This is a genomic window from Psychrobacter sp. N25K4-3-2, assembly GCF_015351755.1.
GTDB classification, from domain to species: Bacteria; Pseudomonadota; Gammaproteobacteria; order Pseudomonadales; family Moraxellaceae; genus Psychrobacter; species Psychrobacter glaciei.
In genome coordinates this window covers 254,923-278,127 of record NZ_JADKLX010000002.1, presented here as the reverse complement: position 1 = coordinate 278,127, position 23,205 = coordinate 254,923, and the positions used below count along the sequence as shown (strand labels likewise).

General features: G+C 44.5%; 15 protein-coding genes and 1 tRNA gene. 7 read left to right on the top strand and 9 right to left on the bottom strand.

Translation table 11 applies throughout. The annotated features are described in order from the left end of the window. The first annotated feature begins 11 nt into the window (after positions 1-11). Positions 12-1,694, top strand: a complete 1,683-nt coding sequence (locus tag IOD06_RS06170) for an NAD-dependent malic enzyme (RefSeq protein WP_189584705.1) — start codon at positions 12-14, stop codon at positions 1,692-1,694. A 161-nt stretch (positions 1,695-1,855) separates the two neighbouring features. Here IOD06_RS06170 and IOD06_RS06165 read toward each other — a convergent pair. The 7 genes from IOD06_RS06165 to IOD06_RS06135 all read right to left on the bottom strand — a co-directional run bounded on the left by IOD06_RS06165 (position 1,856) and on the right by IOD06_RS06135 (position 10,986). Continuing rightward, a tRNA-Ile gene (locus tag IOD06_RS06165) sits at positions 1,856-1,932 on the bottom strand. A gap of 83 nt (positions 1,933-2,015) precedes the next feature. Next, complete coding sequence (locus tag IOD06_RS06160; RefSeq protein ID WP_194619970.1) at positions 2,016-2,822, bottom strand: pteridine reductase; 807 nt, start codon at positions 2,820-2,822, stop codon at positions 2,016-2,018. A gap of 33 nt (positions 2,823-2,855) precedes the next feature. Then, entirely contained in the window at positions 2,856-4,058 is a 1,203-nt protein-coding gene (locus IOD06_RS06155; RefSeq protein WP_194619969.1) for a tRNA nucleotidyltransferase, read from the bottom strand. A 163-nt stretch (positions 4,059-4,221) separates the two neighbouring features. Next, a complete protein-coding gene (locus tag IOD06_RS06150; RefSeq protein WP_194619967.1) occupies positions 4,222-6,546 on the bottom strand; it encodes an NADP-dependent malic enzyme in 2,325 nt (774 codons plus the stop codon). 352 nt (positions 6,547-6,898) lie between these two features. After that, complete coding sequence (locus IOD06_RS06145; protein ID WP_194619965.1) at positions 6,899-8,365, bottom strand: YdiU family protein; 1,467 nt, start codon at positions 8,363-8,365, stop codon at positions 6,899-6,901. Between the two features lie 263 nt (positions 8,366-8,628). Next, entirely contained in the window at positions 8,629-9,807 is a 1,179-nt protein-coding gene (locus IOD06_RS06140; RefSeq protein ID WP_194620425.1) for a fatty acid desaturase, read from the bottom strand. 450 nt (positions 9,808-10,257) lie between these two features. Then, positions 10,258-10,986, bottom strand: coding sequence for a glycerophosphodiester phosphodiesterase (locus IOD06_RS06135; RefSeq protein WP_194619964.1), 729 nt, complete (start codon positions 10,984-10,986; stop codon positions 10,258-10,260). 427 nt (positions 10,987-11,413) lie between these two features. Between IOD06_RS06135 and IOD06_RS06130 the strand changes: the two genes are divergently transcribed. Continuing rightward, a complete protein-coding gene (locus tag IOD06_RS06130; protein ID WP_194619961.1) occupies positions 11,414-12,382 on the top strand; it encodes a hypothetical protein in 969 nt (322 codons plus the stop codon). 152 nt (positions 12,383-12,534) lie between these two features. Here IOD06_RS06130 and IOD06_RS06125 read toward each other — a convergent pair whose 3' ends face one another. Further along, on the bottom strand, positions 12,535-13,176 hold the full coding sequence (locus IOD06_RS06125) for a cob(I)yrinic acid a,c-diamide adenosyltransferase (RefSeq protein WP_194619959.1): 642 nt from the start codon (positions 13,174-13,176) through the stop codon (positions 12,535-12,537). Positions 13,177-13,415: 239 nt separating this feature from the next. Here IOD06_RS06125 and cysS point away from each other — a divergent pair, with 239 nt between their 5' ends. From cysS to pdxH, 5 genes are all read left to right on the top strand, one after another. Beyond that, positions 13,416-14,876, top strand: a complete 1,461-nt coding sequence (gene cysS, locus IOD06_RS06120) for a cysteine--tRNA ligase (RefSeq protein ID WP_194619957.1) — start codon at positions 13,416-13,418, stop codon at positions 14,874-14,876. Positions 14,877-15,059: 183 nt separating this feature from the next. Next, the gene (locus IOD06_RS06115; protein ID WP_194619955.1) at positions 15,060-17,054 is read left to right on the top strand and encodes a mechanosensitive ion channel family protein; all 1,995 of its coding nucleotides are present in this window, start codon (positions 15,060-15,062) and stop codon (positions 17,052-17,054) included. A 697-nt stretch (positions 17,055-17,751) separates the two neighbouring features. After that, complete coding sequence (gene guaB, locus IOD06_RS06110) at positions 17,752-19,224, top strand: IMP dehydrogenase (protein ID WP_189584734.1); 1,473 nt, start codon at positions 17,752-17,754, stop codon at positions 19,222-19,224. 231 nt (positions 19,225-19,455) lie between these two features. Further along, entirely contained in the window at positions 19,456-20,823 is a 1,368-nt protein-coding gene (gene glmM, locus IOD06_RS06105) for a phosphoglucosamine mutase (RefSeq protein WP_194619953.1), read from the top strand. A 239-nt stretch (positions 20,824-21,062) separates the two neighbouring features. After that, positions 21,063-21,716 (top strand): pyridoxamine 5'-phosphate oxidase, encoded by a 654-nt coding sequence (gene pdxH / locus IOD06_RS06100; RefSeq protein WP_194620424.1) that lies wholly within the window; start codon positions 21,063-21,065, stop codon positions 21,714-21,716. A gap of 144 nt (positions 21,717-21,860) precedes the next feature. On the opposite strand, the gene IOD06_RS06095 is transcribed toward pdxH, so the two are convergent. Continuing rightward, positions 21,861-23,138, bottom strand: coding sequence for an HlyD family secretion protein (locus IOD06_RS06095; protein ID WP_194619951.1), 1,278 nt, complete (start codon positions 23,136-23,138; stop codon positions 21,861-21,863). Positions 23,139-23,205: the final 67 nt, after the last annotated feature.

Here is a 23,205-nt window from a genome sequence, read left to right as displayed (position 1 = left end):
AAGATTTTATTATGCAAACCAAACGTCCGTTATATATTCCCTTTGCAGGCCCTGCATTATTAGAAACCCCTTTACTAAATAAGGGTAGCGCTTTTTCATCAGAAGAGCGCGATAGCTTTAATCTAACAGGCCTACTGCCTCATAACATTGAGACGATTGAAGAGCAGTCATTACGCGCTTATCATCAACTGCGTTCATTCACTAATGATATGGATAAGCATATTTATCTGCGTAATATTCAAGATACTAATGAAACCTTATTTCATCATTTGATTGAGCAGCACATTGAAGAAGTCATGCCGCTCATATATACCCCAACCGTTGGCCAAGCATGTGAAAAATTCTCTCAGATTTATCGCCGCAAACGTGGTTTGTTTGTCTCTTATCCTGAGCGTCATAAAATCGATGACATGCTGCAAAATGCCACCAAACAAAACGTCAAGGTAATCGTTGTCACCGATGGTGAACGTATACTAGGCCTAGGCGATCAAGGCATTGGCGGTATGGGTATTCCCATTGGTAAATTGTCGTTATATACGGCTTGTGGTGGTATTAGCCCCGCTTATTGCCTACCGATCTTATTAGATGTGGGCACCAATAATCAGCAGTTGCTTGACGATCCTATGTACATGGGCTGGAGAAATCCACGCATCTCAGGTGACGAATATAATGAGTTTGTAGACTTATTTATTCAAGCCGTTAAACGTCGTTGGCCTGAGGCATTATTACAATTTGAAGATTTTGCCCAAGAGAATGCGACACCATTATTGAATAAATACCGTGACCAATTATGCTGCTTTAATGATGACATTCAGGGTACTGCTGCTGTTTCAGTCGGTACCTTGATTGCAGCGTGCTTGAATAAAGGTCAAAAGCTTAGCCAACAGAATATCGCGTTTTTAGGTGCAGGATCTGCTGGCTGCGGTATTGCTGAGCATATCATTCGCCAAATGCAGCGTGAAGGGTTGACGGAGGCGCAGGCTCGCAGCCAAGTCTTTATGGTGGATCGTTATGGCTTGCTTACTGATGGCATGACAGAGCTACAAAAATTCCAAGAACCGTTAGTACAAAAAGAATCCGCTATTGCAAGTTGGGATAAAAGTAAAAAGCTTGGTTTGGCGCAAGTGGTGAAGCAAGCAAAAATAACGGTATTATTTGGCGTCAGTGGACAAAAAGGTCTGTTCACCCAAGAGGTGATCGAAGCTTTATGTGTGAATACTGAGCATCCGATTGTATTACCGCTTTCAAACCCAACATCTCGTGTTGAAGCGACACCGCAAGAAGTAACAAACTGGAGTCGTGGTAAGGCAATCGTGGCAACCGGAAGTCCTTTTCCTCATACTACTTTTGAAGGACAGACTTTCGAAGTGTCGCAGTGTAATAACAGCTATATTTTCCCCGGTATTGGTCTAGGTGTTTTAGCATCACGTGCGACGGGCATCAGCGATAATATGCTAATGGCGGCAAGCCAAGCACTTGCCGATATATCAATGGAATATGAAAAAGCACCAGGTGCAATATTACCGCCCATTAGAGTCATTAGAGAGATCAGTGAAAAAATAGCCTATGCAGTCGCACGACAAGCGATTGAAGATAAATTGGCATTACCTGTCACGGCAGAGAACTTAGAACGTCAATTAAAAGCCAATTTTTGGTTGCCTAAATACCGCAACTATCGTCGTACTTCTTTCTAATTTTATAAAGTACATACAGAAAAGCCAAATGTTACCGTTAGAGGTAGCATTTGGCTTTTCTGTTATATGGTGTCATGAACATATTATATCGTTTAAAACCCATAAAAAAAGGCTTGCCGCATCGCTGCGAACAAGCCTGATTTCTTTTTGCACTATAAATTTGGTGGGCCCAGTAGGACTTGAACCTACGACCAAAGGATTATGAGTCCTCTGCTCTAACCAACTGAGCTATGGGCCCTAACGCTAGACGGACAATGATACCTTATTTTTTGAATTTTTCAAGTAAAAGTTAACAAGTAGCGCAGAGTATTTGATGACTTGTTAATAACTGCCACCAGCCAAGGTCAAACTACGCCCGCCATCAACCGCGATAATCTCGCCAGTCACATAACTTGCGCCAGCCAAATAGAGCACGCAATGTGCAATGTCAGCTGGTTTGCCTATTCTTTGCATAGGAATAGAGTCGATAATGCTGTGTTGTTGCTCATTATCAAGCGCTTGGTCGCTATCAGTCTCAGGTAAAATATTGACCCCAGGGGCAACACCATTGACGCGCACATCAGGTGCCATATCGAGTGCGAGAGATTGTACCATCATCCGATGTGCAGCCTTTGCCATGTTATAGACGGTATAAGTGCTGAATGGTTTATTGTGCGCATGGATATCGAGTAGGCTAATGATGCAACCTTGCCGTGCTTTCAGATACGGATATAACGCTTGGCTTAATAGTAAGGGCGCTTTTGCATTGGTCAAAAACAATTCGTCCCATTGTGCTTTTTCGATACTACCAAGCGCACTCGGATAAAACCGTGAGGCATTATGTACTAGCACATCAAGCTGACCAAAACTTTCCATGATATTTTGGATGAACTGGCTAAGAGTACGGCTTTCATTAACGATTGCTAAATCAGCGACGATTACCAAGGCACTATCGGCTCGATTTTCATTGAGCTCATCGGCTAGGGTATTGGCTTCTTGCTCACTATGATGACAATGGATAATGACACGGTAGCCTTGACGGTGTGCGGCTGTGATAATGGCGGCACCGATACGCTTAGCGCTGCCAGTCACGAGTATCACTGGTGCAACGGTATTTTCTGCTAGAGAGGTGTTAATTTTTTGATTCATAGTTAAGTTTTAGTAGACATTTGAGAGTGATTTTTAAGCCATCTTTTCAGAGGGTGTTAAAGACATATCGTGCGCTTGTAAGTGTTCAATTCTGGCTTGTCGCAATGCAGCACCAATCGCTGGACCTTTGAGGTCTGATTCGATATCTTTGACACCGATAGCATGGAAGCTGTCTAAGGCTAGCATCATCTCACGGTGCTGAGAGGCGAGCTGTAACACGTGGCTGGTCACTAGCAGTTGCGAGAGCTTATCAGGCTCTTTATGGGCGCTACAGGATTGGATAAGGTCTATTTTTTCACTCGCGCTAAGCTCATTTATACGTTTTAATTTTTCGCCTTGCTGCACGAATAAAGTCGCAAACTGAGTTTGAGCTTTTGGTACTTTAGCGGCGTTGCCTATTTCAGTAATAGCTTTTGTGGCAGGCATCGTTTCACTGGGTGTTAAACCAAATAACGCTGGATTAAGACTGGACAGTAATAACGCCCAGCGTTGTGATAGATTTAATTGCATTTGACCCGCGAAATACAGCGCGGTCTGTACAGTCTCTCGTATGTGACCATTAGCGCTCCACGTCTGATGTAAGGGCGCAAAGTATTCTGTTAAAGCATCGATTTCGAACAATTGCTGCCAGTATACCTGAGGAGAGACCTGCATCATTGCGCGGCTCGATTCTTGCCAAATGCGCTCACTACTCAAATGCGACAGTTCGCCTGAGCTGACCAACTGGCGCATCAATGCCAAGGTCTCATCAGCAATCGTAAAGCCTAAGTCATAATAACGCCCATAAAAGCGCGCCGTTCTAAGCACTCGTAATGGATCTTCGTTAAAAGCGCTGGAGACATGGCGTAGGGTTTTGCTTTTTATGTCACTCAGTCCACCATAATAATCGACTACTTCGCCACTGATAGGAGTGTCGTCAGTGAGGCTCGTGACTTCGATTGCCATGGCATTGACAGTTAAGTCGCGTCGTTGCAAATCTTCCAACAGCGTCACTTCAGGGCTGGCATGGACACTAAAGCCCTGATAGCCTCGTCCTTGCTTGCGTTCGGTACGTGCTAGCGCATACTCTTCATGACTGGTAGGATGCAAAAACACAGGGAAATCTGCGCCGACTTGTTGAAATCCAGCAGCAATCATCTCTGCTACTGTCGCCCCAACGACAACGAAGTCTTTGTCTTTAATAGGACGATCTAGCAATCGATCGCGTACTGCGCCGCCGACGAGATAAACTTGCATAATAGTTCCTATTTATTGACTTAATTGACACTAGTGAAAGGGTGATTGACAAAAAAACCAGTCAGCGCTTTTAATAAAGCACTGACTGGTTTTAGTATAGCAGACCATCTCCATAAATAAATTACAGTGATGGTGCTAATAACACACTCATACTATCGTTGAGCTATTTCTGAGCTTCGTTCTCTAAATCCTGAGCTTCAGTAACGGTCAGTGCAGTCATGTTGACGATACCACGTGCTGTCGCTGATGGCGTCAAAATATGCACTGGCTTATTAGTACCTAATAGGATAGGGCCAATAGAAGCACTGCCAGTTGCGGTTTTAAGCAGGTTGAAAGCGATGTTTGATGCATCAAGTGTTGGCAAGATGAGCAAGTTCGCTGCACCTTTTAACGGACTTGATGGCATGTCGTTTAGACGGATATGCTCATTCAGCGCGGCGTCACCTTGCATTTCGCCTTCAAATTCAAAGTCGACATTCATATTGGTTAGTAGCTCATGAACCTTACGCATTTTGACAGCGCTGGCACGGTTTGAAGCACCAAAGTTAGCATGAGAAACTAGTGCGACACGTGGCGTGATACCAAAACGACGTAACTGATCAGTTGCCAAGACCGTCATTTCAGCCAACTGTTCAGCCGTTGGATCTTCGTGGATATAGGTATCCGCGATGAAAATGTTACGATCTTGCATCAATACGGCATTCATCGCATAAAAGTCGTTCATACCTTCTTTTTTACCAATGACGCTTTCAACGTATTTTAGATGCAATTGATAATGGCCAAATGTACCACATACCATGCCATCTGCCGCACCATTTTCGACTAGCAAAGAACCAATCAGAGTCGTCTTACGGCGAACATCACGACGAGCAAGCTCAATGCTTACACCGCGGCGTTTGTTCTTCTCGTAGTAGCCCTGCCAGTAGTCTTTGTAGCGAGGATCGTCATCAACGTTGACGATGGTAATATTCTCGCCATCTTTTAGACGTAGGCCCAGTTTTTTGATATTGGCTTCGATAACTGAAGGGCGACCAACCAAGATAGGTTGTGCTAGCTTCTCATCCACGACGACTTGCACAGCGAGCAAGATATTGTTGTCTTCACCTTCACAATACACAATACGTTTTGGATCAGCTTTAGCACGAGCAAAGATTGGCTTCATCACAAACGCTGAGTTATAAACAAACTCAGACAGACGCTGACGATATGCTTGCATGTCATCGATAGGTAGCGTGGCAACGCCTGAATCCATTGCTGCTTTGGCAACAGCAGAGGCAATCTCAATGATTAGATTTGGCTCTAGAGGGCCTGGGATTAAGTAGTCACGACCAAAACTCTGCATCTTTTCGATGTTTCTAGCGCTGGTAGTTGGAGTAGCTTCGACGTGTGCCATCGCAGCGATTGCTTTTACGCAAGCGACTTTCATCTCTTCGTTGACGGTCGTTGCGCCAACATCCAATGCACCGCGGAAGATGTACGGGAAGCATAGCGCGTTGTTTACTTGGTTTGGATAGTCTGAACGACCAGTTGCCATGATGACGTCTGGACGTACCGCATGTGCCAATTCTGGCATGATTTCAGGTGTTGGGTTGGCAAGTGCAAAGACGATAGGGTCTTTTGCCATACGGCGTACCATATCTTCTGATAGTGTACCTGGCATTGATAGGCCTAGGAACATATCAACATTATCCATGACTTCTTCAATAGCAGTGGCCGTGATATCACGAGCATAGCGCTGTTTGGTCTCATCAAGGTTTTCACGGCTAGTACTGATAATACCGCGTGAATCTGAAACAATAATGTTGTTCTTATTAACACCAAGGGCGCAAATGATATCTAAGCAAGAAATGGCTGCTGCACCCGCGCCTGAACAAACAATTTTAATCTCTTCAATCTTTTTGCCAGTAATCAACAGAGCGTTTAGCATGGCTGCGGCAACAATGATTGAGGTGCCATGTTGATCGTCATGGAATACGGGAATGTTCATGCGCTTACGCAATTCACGTTCGATTTTGAAGCATTCTGGTGCTTTGATGTCTTCTAGGTTGATACCGCCAAATGTTGGCTCAAGAGAAGCGACGGCTTCAATAAATTTGTCTGGATCATTTTGGGCAATTTCAATATCAAAAACATCAATACCCGCAAACTTTTTGAACAGAACCCCTTTACCTTCCATGACTGGTTTTGACGCCAACGGGCCGATATTACCTAAACCTAGTACGGCAGTACCATTGGTGATGACACCGACCAAATTGCTACGCGCTGTATATTTGGCTGCTAACGCTGGGTCTCTTTGAATTTCAAGACACGGTACAGCAACACCTGGAGAGTAGGCAAGTGCTAGGTCGCGTTGGTTGGCCAATTGCTTGATAGGGGTAACTGAGATTTTACCTGGTCTTGGAAACTCATGGTAATGGAGGGCAGCTTGTTCAAACTGCTCTTTTTCCGTATTAGGGTTATCCGTATTCAAAGTGATATCGTCATTCATAATAATTGCCATGGTTGGAATAAATTGGAATAGATTAAATGGTGATAAAAAACTAACGCCGAACCCTCAAAAAACCATAAGATATGATAAGAAGAGGGCACAGTTACACTAAAAAAGGTAATGATCGATAAAAAGGTAATGGTTGGCGCTTAGATTGCAGCGAAAAAAGCAATTTTGCAAAATAGTTATTCTAGCACTATTGACAATTCGCGCCTAGTCAATAGCCGTGAATTGTCCGAACAATATAATAAAATGATATTCATTATTTAGCTGGTTGATAATGCCAAAGAACAGAGCCAAATATCAACCTTAATTTTATAATGTTTTAAAATACTATCGAACAGTAGATCTATTAAGACGAGCAGCTAATGGGCATTTGCGGTGCGTGAGGTGCAGGCGGCGCACTATCTAAATCGGTAGCGATAGCTTGGACATCATAAGGATTGGCAAGTAGCTCGAATACACGATTAACTTCCTCGAATTGACCTTGTTCAGCGGCGGTAATGGCACGCTGAGCCATGCTGTTACGCAATACATAGACAGGATTATTAGTTGTCATTTCATTAATTGTCTGTTCAAGTGGCAGCTGCTCGATCTGTGCCAGATAACGTGCTGACCAGTCTTGCCATACTTGCTGCGCATCACTGCTTAATTCAGTGGTCATAGTAGCCAGCAGCTTTTGCTCATAAGGATAATCTGCTGGTGCGACCAAACCGAGTAGGGCGCGGAAACTATTGGTGTAGTCAAGCAAGTTGTCTTCTAATAGTGTCAACCATTCAAAGGCCAAGCTGAGGCTTTCTCTTTGGTGCGGTAGGCCAAGCTTGCGGCATAGCCCTTGCTGATAGTGCTGCATAAAGGTCGCCTCGTAAGGTGCCAAACAGTCAGCCAGCGTCTCACGTGTTACTCCCTCTAAGCGCATGAAATGTGGTAGCCAAGTATTTAGATTCCAATGTCCGATAGCGGGCTGATTCTGATAAGCGTAACGCCCAGTATGGTCTGAGTGATTATTAATCCATGCAGGATTGAAGCGCTCCATAAAGCCAAACGGCCCAAAGTCCAAGGTACTGCCCGTGATAGATAAGTTATCTGTATTCATCACGCCATGGGCGAAGCCAATCAGCTGCCAGTCGGCAATCATCCGCGCGGTACGCTCAACCACTGCGGTCAAAAACGCCAATACTGGAGTCTCGCTTTGGCGACACTTTGGATAGTAAGTGTCAATCATATAGTCAGTAAACTCACTGAGTAAATCAGGAGCGAAGCTGGCAATCCACTCGACATGACCCAATCGAATATGACTGTCAGCCACGCGCATCAATGCCGCACTAGCTTCTATGCGCTCACGGCGTACCCGAGTGTCTGAGACCACAAAGCCCAAGGCATTGGATGAAGGAATACCAAGCTGGGTGAGGGCGTGACCACATAAATATTCCCGAATGGTACTGCGTAACACCGCGCGTCCATCGCCCATCCGTGAATAAGGCGTCAGGCCGATACCTTTGAGATGTAAGTCTTGCGGTTGATTATTACTATCGAGCACTTGTGCCATGAGTAAGCCGCGCCCATCACCCAATTGACCGGCCCATTGCCCGAACTGATGACCCGCATAAGCCATGGCTAACGGTTCAAAATCTGCTGGCAGGTATTGACCACCGAGTATATCAACCCAGCGTGCCATTAAGTCTTCATCGTCTGCCCAGCCCAATTGCTGTGCCACCTGCATATTGAAGTGACCAATCCGTGGATTGTCTAGTGGCGTAGGAGACTGTTTATGATAAAGACGTGTGTCTAGATTGACGTAGGTGTTTTGATAGCGCATGCAAGGCTTTCCCATCGAATTATAAAGTAAGTGACTTATTTTAGTGACTTGCTTACTATAGCATAGCCTTACCATTGCAGCGTTTCACTCTGTCCATCTCTTGTAATCTGCGCCTCTCAAGACTGTCTGATGAATCCTGTCCGACTCCATAAATCTCATAAATAAGTGCTGTGAATAAACGTTAGATAAAAAAATCCCTCTATCTATTACAGATAAAGGGAAGGAAAAAAGTCAAAATAGAAAAGTCAGATTACTGTTAACGTTTAAGCCGCTTTGGCGTTATGACCAATAGAGCGAAATGCCGTCTTTAAATTGCTATTATGCTCAAGGATTTTTTGTTCAATCTTAGCATAGTCATTTTTCAGTATATCTTCAGCTTCATGCAAGCGATCCGCAAACTCTGTCTTTTTCATCTCAATAGTCTTGGCTTTTAGTGCCTGCCATTCTTCTACTGTCTGGGTGAACGCATCAAATTCAAACTTAATACGATCTTGGAAGCTTTTCATTGCATGAGGTAGATCAATGCCGCCAACGGTTGCTGTATCAATTTTCTGTTGTGCTGCCTTAAACTGCATTTGCACTTCAGCATACTTGATGGTCGTGTCATCGACTGTACGTAGATCTGTTGTCAGACCAAGCTTCGATAAACCTACAATCAACCATTTGGTTGGATCATACTGCCACCATTTCACGCCATTACGATAATCGTATTGGAAGAAGTGATGATAGTTATGATAACCCTCACCCCATGTAAAGATGGCTAAGAAGAAGTTATCACGGGCTGTATTAGTATCCGTATAAGGACGGCTACCAAACATATGGCATAGCGAGTTGATAAAGAACGTAAAGTGATGCGTCAATACTAAGCGTAGCAAACCAGCTATAACCAGCGTACCCCAAACATCACCCAATAACCAACCAATAGCAGCGACCATACCAACGTTCAAGGCAACGACCCATAGACCGTAGTATTTATGCTGAATCTGTAACGTTCTGTCTTTGGTCAAGTCAGGGATGTTTTTATAGTCAAACTTGCCGCTAGGGTAGTTGCGTAGCATCCAACCAATATGGCTGAACCAAAACCCACGCTTTGCTGAATATGGATCATCCAAACGATCGTCTACATGGCGATGGTGAGTACGATGGCCAGACACCCAGTCAAACGCAGAGCCTTGCACCGCTAGGGTTGAGCCAAGCAACAAGAAGTTTTTGACAATTGGATGCGCTTTATAAGCACGATGCGCCAATAGACGATGGTAACCAGTTGTGATACTCATGCCCGTCCATACCATAAAGGCACCAAATACGCCCCAAACAGGCGCGCTCACATCATGCGTAAATAAATACCATGGCGTAATAATAGCGGCAGCAATTGGTGTGGCTACCAAGATAGTCGCTGGAATCCAGTTGATCGGCGCTTTTGTGAACTCAAACTCACGCATATCAATGCTTTGCTCTTCTGTAGAAACGTCAGTTTGTGCAGAATCTGTCGCATAGTTGCGTTTTGCTACAGGTTGCTCATCAAAAGCAGCTTGCGCCTTTTTTTCGTCAAAACGAGTTTTAAAACGCGTTACTTGAGTGCTGGCAGTTTTTACAAGCGTGTCGCCAGATTTGATAGCGAAACGTAAGCCTTTAAGCGGTAAGCCAAGTGCTTTTTTTGCAATCATATAATATCCCTAACGGTATTAATTTAAGACACCATAGTACCTTAAAAACTAAGTAAAGTGAACACTTATACACTATAAAAATATTGCTAAATAACAATAACTTGTATCAATTATAGTATTCATTGCTGTAAATAACCGGTGACTTATCAGGCATAGCGTAAAAGTGTAAGTAGCACGATAGATATGTAGGGGGTGTGAGGTTTTTTCAAGAGGGGTGTCGGACCGTTAGTGTACCAATAGGTGGGTTGGGAAATCCGTAATAATTACATCAACCTGCCACGTTATTAGTGATTTAATGGTATCGATGTCGTTGACCGTCCACGCACTAACAGGTAAACCATAACGATGGCTATTTTTAATGACGGACTGGGTTAGGAGCGGGTAGTGGATACCCAGTCGACTACAGCCCAGTTGCAATGCGGTATTGGGCGCCGTTGCCAAGGCGTCAGGTGTGCGAATAAGCAAGCCGCGTGGGGTATGCATCAATAGCGGATGACGTTGCAAGCGAGCATGCAGCTCAACATCAAAGCTAGTAAGGACAATAGGTAAGCTGGCAAGTGGTGTGTCAATGAGGTTGCGTGCTAGTGCGTTAACCAACTGCCTATAATTGGTACGCTCATGGGTTTTTATCTCAAGCTCGATATAGCGAAAATTGGTCAGTACATCATAAGCGCACGCTAAGGTCATGACTGGATATCCATACTGCCAGTAGCGTTTAATCTCAGCGAGCGTTAACTGGTCGATATGCGATTGCTGACCACACATGCGTTCTAAGTTATCGTCATGGAACACAACCAATTGTCCATCAGCACTTAGCTGAACATCAAACTCAACCCCCGCTAAACCCCGTGCCTGTAAATGCTGCGCATGCTCAAAACCTGCCAAGGTGTTCTCGACTGCTTCACCGCGTGCACCGCGATGACCGAGCAAAAGCGTGTTGTTAAGATTTATCATAATGAGGAACTGTCGGCTATTTTTACGAGTAATGATATAGCGTCCAACCGACAGAATCTAACGAAATTTGCAAAATAGTTTTTGCTCAGGTGTTGCTGTAGAGAGTGGCAATATAAAAAAGTAAGTTGATATTTGAAAGTCGTTTCAAAAAAGGTTTATTGCAATTTCCCGCTAGAAGTAAACCGTTGTTTAAAAATTATTAGCGATGATATAAGTATGTATTTGTTATGTTTTTGCAACCAAACATAGGTTTTGGGCACAATGTTGGACATTATTTGTACAGTAGGGAGTTACACTAATGACCATCCTATTCAAACACCGTATAATAATCTGATTTTCAAATCTATCGCGGCAAATGTTGCGATCTGAATGTCAAATACCGTCCATCGCAGGCGGTAAGCATTAGTAAATTGGGAGTAAATTGAGTATGAGCGTAGCAAAAAGCAAGTGGATCAAATGGCAGCACGTTGCGGGTATTAGTCTGATATGTGGTTTGGCCGTGACAGGTTGTGATCGCTCAGATAAGGACGATAGCGCTGAAACGACAGCAGCAACGGCAGATCAACCAGTGACTGACGATAACGTAATTGCTCCTGCCGTCAGTTGTGATGATCCGCTGGTACAAGATCGCTTGAAATCCACGCTGAAAAACACGCTCAATCAGCAAGCCCAAACGTTGGCTGCCAATTATGCCAATGAGGCAGAAATCAGTCTAAACGGTGGTGTTGTCACTGACAAAATCAATGGCATTATTATCGATGTGCAAAATGCTGCGATCTTACAAGAAGCCAATAACAATGGTATGACGACTTGTCAGGCAAGCGTTAGTATGACTTTGCCAAGCGAAGACTTATATCAAGCAAGTCAAGTACAAGCGGCTGGTAACCAACCAAGCTTGCAGTCTCGATTAGCGCAAAACAATATTCGTATCAATAATAATATGCTCGTTGACGACGCTTTTACGTATGTCGTCGGCACTCAAGGTGGTCAAGTTCGTACCCGTATTGCTGGACAACCGGCACTATTGACTGTTGTGGCAGATGTGATGGCAGGCTCGGTGTTTAAGTCAGCGGTTGATGAGCAGCGCGCTCAACAGGCTGAAAGTCGCCGTGACGCTGCACAGAACAATAACAACGATCAATCAGCGCCAACCCGTCAGCCAAGAATAGTGACGCCAACCGCCCCTGTTCGTCCAGTAGAGCCTGCTACGCCGCCGACCATTAATAATCCAAGCAGTAGCCAAAGCAACAGTCAGAGTAGCGCTACAGAAAACAACCAAGCCGCCGCGGCAAGTGCTGACGCCAAAAAGCCAGCAACACAAACAACGCCAAAGTTAGTGCCTAATGATGACAGCATTGATATGGTCATCGTCGAAGATGATAGCGCTACATATTAAGTCGTCAAGACGAAGCAGTTGCTAATAGCATCTCAAAAAAGCCCGCAACTTTTACGCTGCGGGCTTTTCTATATGAGCTATTGGCTTATCGATAGAGTGGCATATAGCCTCATATCGCTGTGCTGTGCTGTGCTGTGTTGTGTTGTGAGTGATTATTTATCATTAGTGAAATTTTGCAAGACCTGACTGTCCCACAGCACTTCAGAGACTTGGGCAGGATCGGTGCAAAAACGCGCCGCGACGAATAACCAATCAGATAAGCGATTTATAAAGCTAATCGCAGTACCGCGAATGGCTGGTGGACGTTGTTGCTGTAAGAGTACCGCTTGGCGCTCAGCACGGCGACAAACAGTACGCGCTATATGCAGCTGACTGACCAATAGTGAGCCTGTCGGTAGAATAAAGTCTTTTAACGGTGGTAAGGTCGTGTTCATCGCGTCAATTTGTTGCTCCAACCATTCGATATGAGTGGCATTGACACCTTCATATTCTGGCATGGCCAACTCGCCACCGATATTAAATAATAAATGCTGAATAATGACTAAGGCTTGAGCAAAGTCTAATTCCTTTTGCTGTTGTAAGCGTTCAGGCAACTGCTGTTGATTTGCGTTTTCATTATTATGGGCAGCTTGTGCCAAGTGCGCGCGTACCAGACCGATGTGTGAGTTGAGCTCATCGATATCACCCATCACGCTAAATAGGTTGTCGGCTTTACTCACGCGGCTGCCATCTGCCATACCGGTACTACCATCATCTCCGGTGCGTGTATATATTTTGCTCAAGCGATTGGCCATTTCTACATCCTTAGCGGTTTTTATCATTGAATAGGGTTAGTTGTGCGCTCATTGTAGTATTTTCCGGCTGATTTCGCTAAGATAATGGGTTAAGTTTTATAAAGTGATTATTTTTTATAAAGCGGTAACTTTTAAATTTATCATCTCATTAGTCGCGGTTGGTGGCTAATAGTACGGTACTCATATTTTATCGTCATCTCAATTTATCTATCTTGTTCTAATTAAAAGGCTTTTATACCATGACCACACCTCTTGCCGATGCGATGTCTCAGCTTGCCATTTATGATTCACTGACTGGCGGTAAACGTCAGTTTGTACCACTCAAAGCCGGGCAAGTAGGTATGTATGTATGTGGCATGACTGTTTATGATTATTGTCATATTGGTCATGCACGCATGATGATTGGCTTTGATATGGCAGTACGCTGGCTGACGCAATTGGGCTATGACGTCAATTATGTGCGTAATATCACCGATATCGATGACAAAATTATCACGCGCGCTGCCGAAAATGGCGAAGAGATTGGTGTATTGACTGAGCGTTTTATTAAAGCGATGCACGAAGACTTCTCTGCACTTGGCTGCTTGACGCCTGATGCCGAGCCGCGGGCAACTGACCACATCGACGAGATGCAGCAAATGATTGAGACGTTGGTTACTGGTGACTACGCGTATGCTGGCGACAATGGCGATGTTTATTATGCCGTGGATAGTTTTGCTGACTATGGCAAATTGTCCAAGCGCAATCTTGATGATATGCAGGCAGGCTCGCGCGTCGATGTCGAGAACGATAAGCGCAATCCGTTTGATTTTGTATTATGGAAAGCAGCAAAACCTGATGAGCCACAATGGGCGTCACCATGGGGTCAAGGGCGTCCAGGCTGGCATATTGAATGTTCGGCGATGTCGACCAAGTGCTTGGGCAATACTTTTGACATTCATGGCGGTGGTCATGACTTACAGTTCCCGCATCATGAAAACGAGATTGCGCAGTCTGAAGCAGCGACTGGCTGTGAGTATGCACGTAATTGGATGCATGTTGGTTTTATCAATGTCGATGGCGAAAAAATGTCTAAGTCATTAGATAACTTTTCCACCATTCGTGATGTCATTGCGCACTTCCATCCTGAAACGTTGCGCTTTTTCTTATTATCCAGCCATTACCGCAGTCAGGTAAATTTCTCTGATAGTGCCTTGGAAGAAGCGCATAATAGCCTAAGCAGATTATACAATACCTTAAAGCTGGCTGAACAGCAAAAAGGTGAAGCATTGGTAATCAATGAGGCGTTAATAAACGACGCTTACAGTAGCACGGCTGGCCAAGACTTCATTAAAGCCATGAATGATGACTTTAATAGCTCGACGGCAATTAGCGTGTTGTTTGGGCTGGCCCGTGATATCAATAAAGCCATCAAAGCTGAAGACGTGGCGAGTGTTTGGCAATGGGCGCAGCAGCTCAAAGCCTTGGCACAGGTATTAAATGTACTACAGCAACCAGTGTCACAGTTCTTACAAGCAGTCGTCGGTGATCAAGCAGATGACGGGTTAACTGATGCGGTTATTGATGGTCTAATCATTGAGCGAGCAGAGGCTAAAGCCAATAAAGATTTTGCGCGTGCCGATGAGGTGCGTGAGCAATTAAAAGCGGCAGGCATTGAGCTTGAAGATAGCCGTGCTGGTACGACTTGGCGCCGTGCCTAATGCTGTGCTTAATAGTGCTTTGCTCAACATAGATGGTATCAACCATAAACTACGTCAACTTACCTCACTTTTATCCTCATTTTTAAAATGAGGACACGCCCTAATAAATTAAGTCAGCATTGCGCTGGCTTTTTTTTGTAGACTGCATTAGGTTAGAAACACACTGAGGCCAAGATTTCTCTTATGCAAAATTTCCTACATTCTCTAGACACTACACACGTTAAAAACGTCAATGATAAACCTAACGCTATTTATGATATTGGTGGCAGTGCTGTGCGCCATCATAGTAGACTGACACTTTTACTCAGCATGCTGGTCATGGTATGTAGTGTGTTTTATCTTCCTGCGACGGCGGCTACCAACCAGGATACGGCCGTCGAAAATCAAAGTAATGCACTGAATACTGTACTTGCGAAGCCAGAAAACTTGGCGGATTACACGGCACATAAAATTGAACAGATCAAAAAAGAAGGCATTAGTGTCTCGGAGATTGCAGATGAAGTTGTCAATCCTTTAGGCAAGGATGCAGTGCAGCAAGCAGGCGTAATGCAAGGAGATACGGGTCTCACTGGTGATTATAACGAAAGCTATTATTCTTTAAACAAACTAAATGTAGGCTTGCCACCGCTCGCTGAACCACCGAATTTATCTACGCCGCTTGCCACCTTAGAGTTTTTTCAGTCAGCCGTCATGAAGCAGCAATATGATTTGGCCGCTTATGCGCTCAATATGAATTTGATTGATGGTAAGTTACAGCGTAGTCGGGCGATAGATCTGGCCAAACAACTTGATTTTTTGTTGATTGAAAAAAAGCTCTATGTTTTTGATGAATTGCCAGATCGCCCTGACGGTTTGATTGAGCCACCGCTTGGTAGCACGAACAGTATTCAAGGCATTCCTAGACGCTCTATTCAGCTTGGTTACATTGATTATCGTGAGCGCCGTGTACCCATACATCTAGAGCGTGTGCGCATTGATGATAGTGCGCCTTTTTGGATATTTTCTGCCCAAACGGTTGGTAATATCGATAACCTCTATGAGCAATACCATCCTGCAAAGTTTGAGCGTTATTTACCGGCGTGGACAAAATTACAGTTATTTAGTATCGCCATCTGGGAGTTTTTAGCATTACTTGTTTTCTTCTCTTTTACCATGGGAGTGGGCTGGTTACTCAGTAAAGGTGCTGGCAAGCTTCTCAATTGGTATGTCAAAGATAAAGCCGGCAATCGGCTGAGTACGCTCCACCATAATAGCGTGGAAGATTTGGTCAATAAGCTGACAGTACCGCTAACCTTTACCATCAGCTTCTCATCGGTATTTACTTTGGTGTCGGGTGGCTTTCCTTACCTGGATGCAGTCGCTTCCTCTATACGTCCGATTATTTGGATTGGATTGGTCTTTAGCGCCATGTGGCTAGGTATACGTGTTATCAACTTTTTTGCCAACCGCTATCAAGATATGCAGATTGAAAACCTAGGAGAGGAGCAGTTTGACAAAGTGCGCCGTCGTCGCACTTACGTATCGATATTTCGCCGCGTCTTCGTATTTGTCATGGTGTTGGGCAGTATTTGGATAGGTCTGAGTGAGTTTGCCAACATGGAAGGCTTTGGCAAAACCTTAGTGACTTCGGCTGGCATTGCTGGCGTGGTCATTGGTATCGCTGCTCAACCAATACTGGGTAACATCATTGCTGGAGTACAGGTAGCAGTGACCCAGCCCGTACGAATTGGCGACAGTGTGATAATGGATGGCAACTTTAGTACCGTTGAAGACCTGCGTTACACTTATGCGGTACTAAAAACATGGGATGAACGTCGATTAATCGTGCCGATGCGCGAATTGATCACCGAAATGGTAGAGAACTGGTCGCATACAGAAGTGCATCAGACCTGTCCTGTGTTCTTATATATCGATTATGGTGCAGATATTAATGCCATTCGGCAGCAGTTTATCTCGGTGGTGAAAGACAATGAGCTTTGGGACAATAAAACTGAGCCTGAAATATTTGTCGTTGAGGTGACTGAAAAGACCATTCAACTGCGCGGCGCTGTTTCAGCGGTAGGCCCTGTAGAAGCATGGACACTGGCCTGTGAGATACGTGAGCAGATGCTTGATTATTTGTACCGTGAACAAAAGCATTATTTACCAGCCGAGCACCTTGTATTGAGACAAAAGTAGTCAATGTCTATTAGGGTCTGTTGAACATTCAAGTATTAGGACTGCTGATCGCTAAAATTGCCCCAAACCTTTTATCAAATCAGGCGTAAACCGACGATAATGTCGAGACCTTAGCTAGGTTTACAACAACGTTTGGAGTGATTTTAGTATCAGCCCCAAGTATACAAGCAGGGGCAGGGCTATTTTTTGCCAATACATGGCGAAATTGTCTAACCTAGAATGACTAGGCGTCAAAAATTTCACTGCGTATTGTCTAAAAAATAGCCACTGCCAGTACCACATTTTAATGTTCAACAGACCCTAGTTTGACGCTTAAAAAAATTGAATGTACAGCCTCACTATCGATAGACAACTTTGGGTAAAACCCACTGACAAATATAGCATGCGATTTGCTTGCTTATTTGTTATAATATGGCGTTATTTTTAAGGGATAACTGAGCGATTAAAGATAAGGCCGCGCAGTATTTGCGTTTTCTTACCACTGATAAATCAATAGCAGTTTTCTAGTGTTCTTATTTGATGACAAATAATGTTTGATTATAAATAACGACTGGTACATTGCTTATTATCTAAAGCTCTATGATTCAAAGCCTTTAACAAATAAGGGTTGAACGTCGTAAAGTCATAATGGTGATCTTGAATGATTGTCTTAATGCGAAAATCCCACCCATCAAAATAACCACCACTAGGGGTCTGTATGTTACGAATTGTCGATGAAGCCTTCACCTTTGATGACGTTTTATTGTTACCAGCCTACTCTGAAATCCTGCCAAAATCTGCCGATCTGTCCACGCGTTTGACCAAAAGTATCACACTGAATCTGCCGCTAATCTCGGCTGCTATGGATACCGTCACCGAGTCTGAAATGGCTATCACCATGGCACAGCTGGGTGGTTTGGGTATCTTGCACAAGAGCATGGATATCGATAAGCAGGCCACACAAGTACGCCGCGTCAAAAAATTCGAAGCAGGAACGGTAGTCGATCCTATTACTGTGCATCCTGAAATGACGATTGGTGAATTATTAAGATTGACCCAAAACAACAATATATCAGGTGTACCTGTGGTAGAGAAGGGCACGGATAAAGTCGTCGGTATCGTCACACATCGTGACTGGCGTTTTGAGACCAATCTGTCGTTACCAGTTAGCTATATCATGACGCCAAAAGAGCAGCTAGTCACCGTGCAAGAAGGTGAAAGCAATGAAAATATCAAAAAATTGCTGCATGAGCACCGTATCGAAAAAGTGATCGTAATTGATGAAGACTTTCGTCTGCGCGGTCTGATTACGGTCAATGACTTTGCCAAAGCTGAAAACAACCCAAACGCTTGTAAAGATGAGCAAGGCCGCTTACGTGTCGGCGCTGCTGTCGGTACGGGTGCAGATACGCAAGCGCGCGTTGAAGCATTGATTGCAGCTGATGTCGATATTATCGTGGTCGATACGGCACATGGTCATTCAAAGGGCGTGATTGAAAAAGTCTCTTGGATCAAGAAAAACTTCCCTCACGTACAAGTTATCGGTGGCAACATCGCTACCGGTGATGCAGCTTTAGCGTTACGTGATGCGGGCGCTGATGCGGTAAAAGTTGGTATCGGCCCTGGCTCTATCTGTACCACACGTATCATCGCGGGTATTGGTGTACCACAAATCTCGGCCATTGATAATGTCGCCAGCGCCCTGAAAGACAGTATTCCATTGATTGCTGATGGTGGTATTCGCTTCTCAGGTGACATGGCAAAAGCCATCGCAGCTGGTGCTTCATGTATCATGGTTGGCTCACTAATGGCCGGTACCGAAGAAGCCCCAGGCGAAGTTGAGCTGTTCCAAGGTCGTTATTATAAAGCATATCGCGGTATGGGTAGCTTAGGTGCGATGTCAGGTCAGAATGGCTCATCAGACCGTTATTTCCAAGATGCCAAAGATGGCGTAGAAAAACTGGTTCCAGAAGGCATCGAAGGTCGCGTTCCTTATAAAGGACCAGTGGCAGGTATCGTGAATCAATTGGTAGGCGGTTTACGTTCATCAATGGGCTATACTGGCTGTGCAACTATTGAAGATATGCGTACCAAACCACAGTTCATCAAGGTGACGTCTGCGGGCATGAAAGAGTCGCATGTGCATGATGTGCAAATCACCAAAGAAGCACCGAACTATCGAGTGGATTAATTAAAACACTTTAGTCCTAATAACTTCTTAATCCTAATAACTTTTTAGTCCTAAGAACGTCGATAGTCACTGACAGACAGCATGACAGTGACATCAGGATACAAACAGTCAACAATGCCCCGTCATTGTTGGCTGTTTTTTTTTGTAAAATACACCAATAGATTATAATAACTATTGCCTTGCCTGCGCGTACGTCTGGCGTTTCATTTTTAGACTTGAGGAACATTTGTAATGAGCTACTTTGGCACTGATGGTATTCGCGGAAAATTTGGTGAGTTACCGATCACCCCTGATTTTATTCTAAAGTTAGGTTATGTGACTGGACTGGTGCTCATAGAAAACAATGACAATCCTAACCGTAAGCCGAGCGTGGTCATCGGCAAAGACACTCGTCTCTCAGGCTATGTGATCGAAGGGGCGCTACAGGCCGGTTTTAACGCAGCAGGGGTCGATGTAAACATGCTTGGCCCATTACCAACGCCAGCTATCGCTCACTTAACCCGCAGCTTTCATGCGGATGCAGGCGTCGTTATCTCAGCATCTCATAATCCATACTATGACAACGGCATTAAGTTCTTCTCAGCTGACGGTAAAAAGTTGACCGATGAGATGCAAACGGCGATTAATGACAAATTAAAAGCCATTATGAGTGAATCTAGTGGCAGCGATGTGCTCATGCCTATTCTTGATCCAGCACAATTGGGTAAAAATAACCGAATTAACGATGCTAAAGGTCGCTATATTGAATTCTGTAAAGGCAGCTTCCCTTATCAGTACGACTTAGCTCATCTAACTATTGTTGTCGATTGTGCCAATGGCGCAGGCTATAGCGTTGCTCCAAGAGTCATGCGTGAGCTTGGTGCCAACGTGATTGCTATTAATAATACGCCAGATGGTATCAATATCAATGCTGACTGCGGCTCGACCCATCCAGAGAGCTTGCAAAAAGCCGTACTCGAGCACGAAGCGGATGTCGGTATTGCCTTAGATGGTGACGGTGATCGTATCGTGATGGTCGATGAGATGGGTAAGCTGGTCGATGGTGACGGCATCTTGTATGTACTTGCCACTCAAGGCAAAACGCCTGCGGTAGGAGTGGTTGGTACGCTCATGACTAACATGGGTCTAGAGTTGGCACTGAAGGAGGCAGGTATTGTCTTTACTCGTGCAAAAGTAGGCGATCGTTATGTCATGCAAGAGCTTGCCGCTCACGACTGGATACTAGGCGGCGAACCATCTGGGCATATATTATGCTTAGACAAGAGCCGTACGGGCGATGCGATCATTGCGAGCTTACAAGTATTGGCCGTTATGCAAGCGCAAAATAAAGCCCTAAGTGACCTTACAGAGGGCTTTGAAGTACTGCCACAGAAGCTGGTCAATGTACGCTTATCTACCATGCAAGATCCTTTTGAGCATAAAGAGTTAGTCGCCGCTTTTGATAAAGCACGTGCTACTCTAGAGGGTCGTGGTCGTCTGTTGATTCGTCAATCGGGCACTGAGCCGATGATTCGAGTGATGGTCGAGTCAGATGATGAGATAGAGTGTGATGTGATGGCCAATGATTTGGCTGAGCAGATTAAGGCAGTATTGGGCTAGGGCGTGTCTTCAATTCACTCGATAGTCATCTCTATGGGCTGAAAATGGCTAAATCTTGCCAAACATCGTCAAATAGCTGGTTAATATCCCGATATTATCTGCACTATTTTTCTTGTTTGACGACAATTTATCTCATTTTTATCACCATTTTTGAAATGAAGACACGCCTTAATAATTTCGATAAATAGGTCATTAAAAAGGGCTTAATAATATAACGCAATCAAGGAATAGTTATGAGCATGGACTTTACCGATCAACGTTTATCGTACGAAAAAGGCGCTCTTGACCAGCAGTCGATTCCTACATCACCATTTGAGCTATTAAAAGGTTGGATTAGCGATGCGACCGAGCAAAAAGTGCAAGAGCCTTATGCGATGAGCCTTGCTACTTGCGGGGCAGATAATAAACCCAGTGTGCGTATTGTATTAATGCGTGAGATTACTGAGACTGGTGTGGTGTTTTATACCAACTATGAAAGTGCTAAAGGTCAAGATATTGCTGAGAACCCCAATGCAGAAGTGCTGTTCTTTTGGCATGAGCTTGAGCGGCAAGTCCGTATCAGCGGTAGTATTGCTAAAATAGATGCCAATAAGTCAGCTACGTACTTCCAAAAGCGTCCACACGATAGCCAAGTAGGCGCATGGGTCAGCCAACCACAAAGCGGCGAAGTCGCTAACCGAGAAGTTATGGAACAGACCTTTGACCAGCTACAAGCTGATTATCCCGAAAACAGCCAAGTGCCAACACCAGCGTTTTGGGGTGGCTATGAGATTACGATTCAACAAATTGAATTTTGGCAAGGTCGTGCCAACCGCATGCATGACCGTATTGTGTACACCCAAGATAGCAACGAGGACAAGGCAGGTTGGACAACTAAGCGCTTATTACCTTAGATGTTAAATCAATAGGTATAAGGCTGATAGATGTCAGCTTGTTTTAACGCTAAACAAAAACCCCTTTAAATCCCTTTATACTGGTATTTAAAGGGGTTTTTTATGCAGAGGCGTACTTAATATGGCCCAGTTTTTTGCTTTAATCTAGCTTTTTACTTTGATATTAGTATCTACATCGACAGAGACCGACATACCGGGACGTAATTGAGCAAGCTCAGCCTGATTTTGGTCTAAGTCAATGCGCACGGGGATACGCTGGGCAATTTTAATATAGTTGCCAGTAGCAGGGTTTGCAGCGCCTGCGCTAAATTCACTACCAGTCGCTGGTGAGATATTGCTGACACGCCCGTGGAATTTGGCACCACCAAGCGCGTCAACATGGATGGTTGCAGGTTCACCAACTGCCATATTAGCGACTTGCGTTTCCTTAAAATTCGCGATAATCCAAACGCCTTTAGGAACGACATACATCAGCTGGGTGCCAGCACTAACGTATTGACCTTCTTTGACACTGACCTGACTCAACTGTCCCGCTTCAGGTGCGGTGATGATGGTGTTATCTACATTAATTTGTGCTTGCTTGAGACCTGCTTCAGCATTTTTTATGTTCGCGTCCAAAGAGGAGCGGCTGCCACTGGTTTTTTTGCGGTTTTCACGAGCTGCTTGTAAGTTAGCCTCAGCTTGCTGGACGCCTGCCTGTGCTTGCGCAAGTTGTGCTTTTGTATGAGCAACTTCTGCCTTTGATACTGCGCCGATAGCATCCAAACCTTGATATCGATTGACATCTTCACGAGCACTTTCGACACTCACTTTGGCACTATATAAATCGGCTTCACGTGCTTCAATTTGTGCTTGACTTGATTGAGTATCTTGAGTGTTGCTAGAGCGGTTGGTAACGGCCACTTCTATATTGGCCTGCGCTTGCTCAAGCTGTTGACGGAAGCTACGATCATCAATTTTTACTAATAAATCACCCGCTTTTACGTTGGCAAAATCCTGTACGGCTACTTCGGTGACGTAGCCTGAGACTTGCGGGCTTATAATGGTCGTCTGGCCTTTGACAAAGGCGTTATTGGTTTGCTGTACCGTCGGGGTAAACGGTGGGAGCTTCCATGCATACAAAATCAATGCCACACCAATGACAATCATTACAACCAATAATCCTAAATTCAGATAGGATTTTTTCTTTGGCGACCAGCCAGTAGCCGCTGCGATAGGTTCTTTTGGTGGCATAGGCGTCTCATCACGTGAGCCTTTTTGTATGTCAGTAGCTGGATTTGCCTCAGAGGTATCCGTTTGCTCTATTGTAGGATTTTCGGCCTGATTGGTATCGGTATTTGACGCAATACGTGCGTCTGTTATGGGAGCATCAGTTGACGTCTGAGGTGTTTGATTCAGTTCACTGGGTTTCTTTTGGCTCATGACGCGCTCCTAAATGTTTAATTAGCAAATACTTAAACGGTGTGGCGATAAATCAATAAAGTGAAAA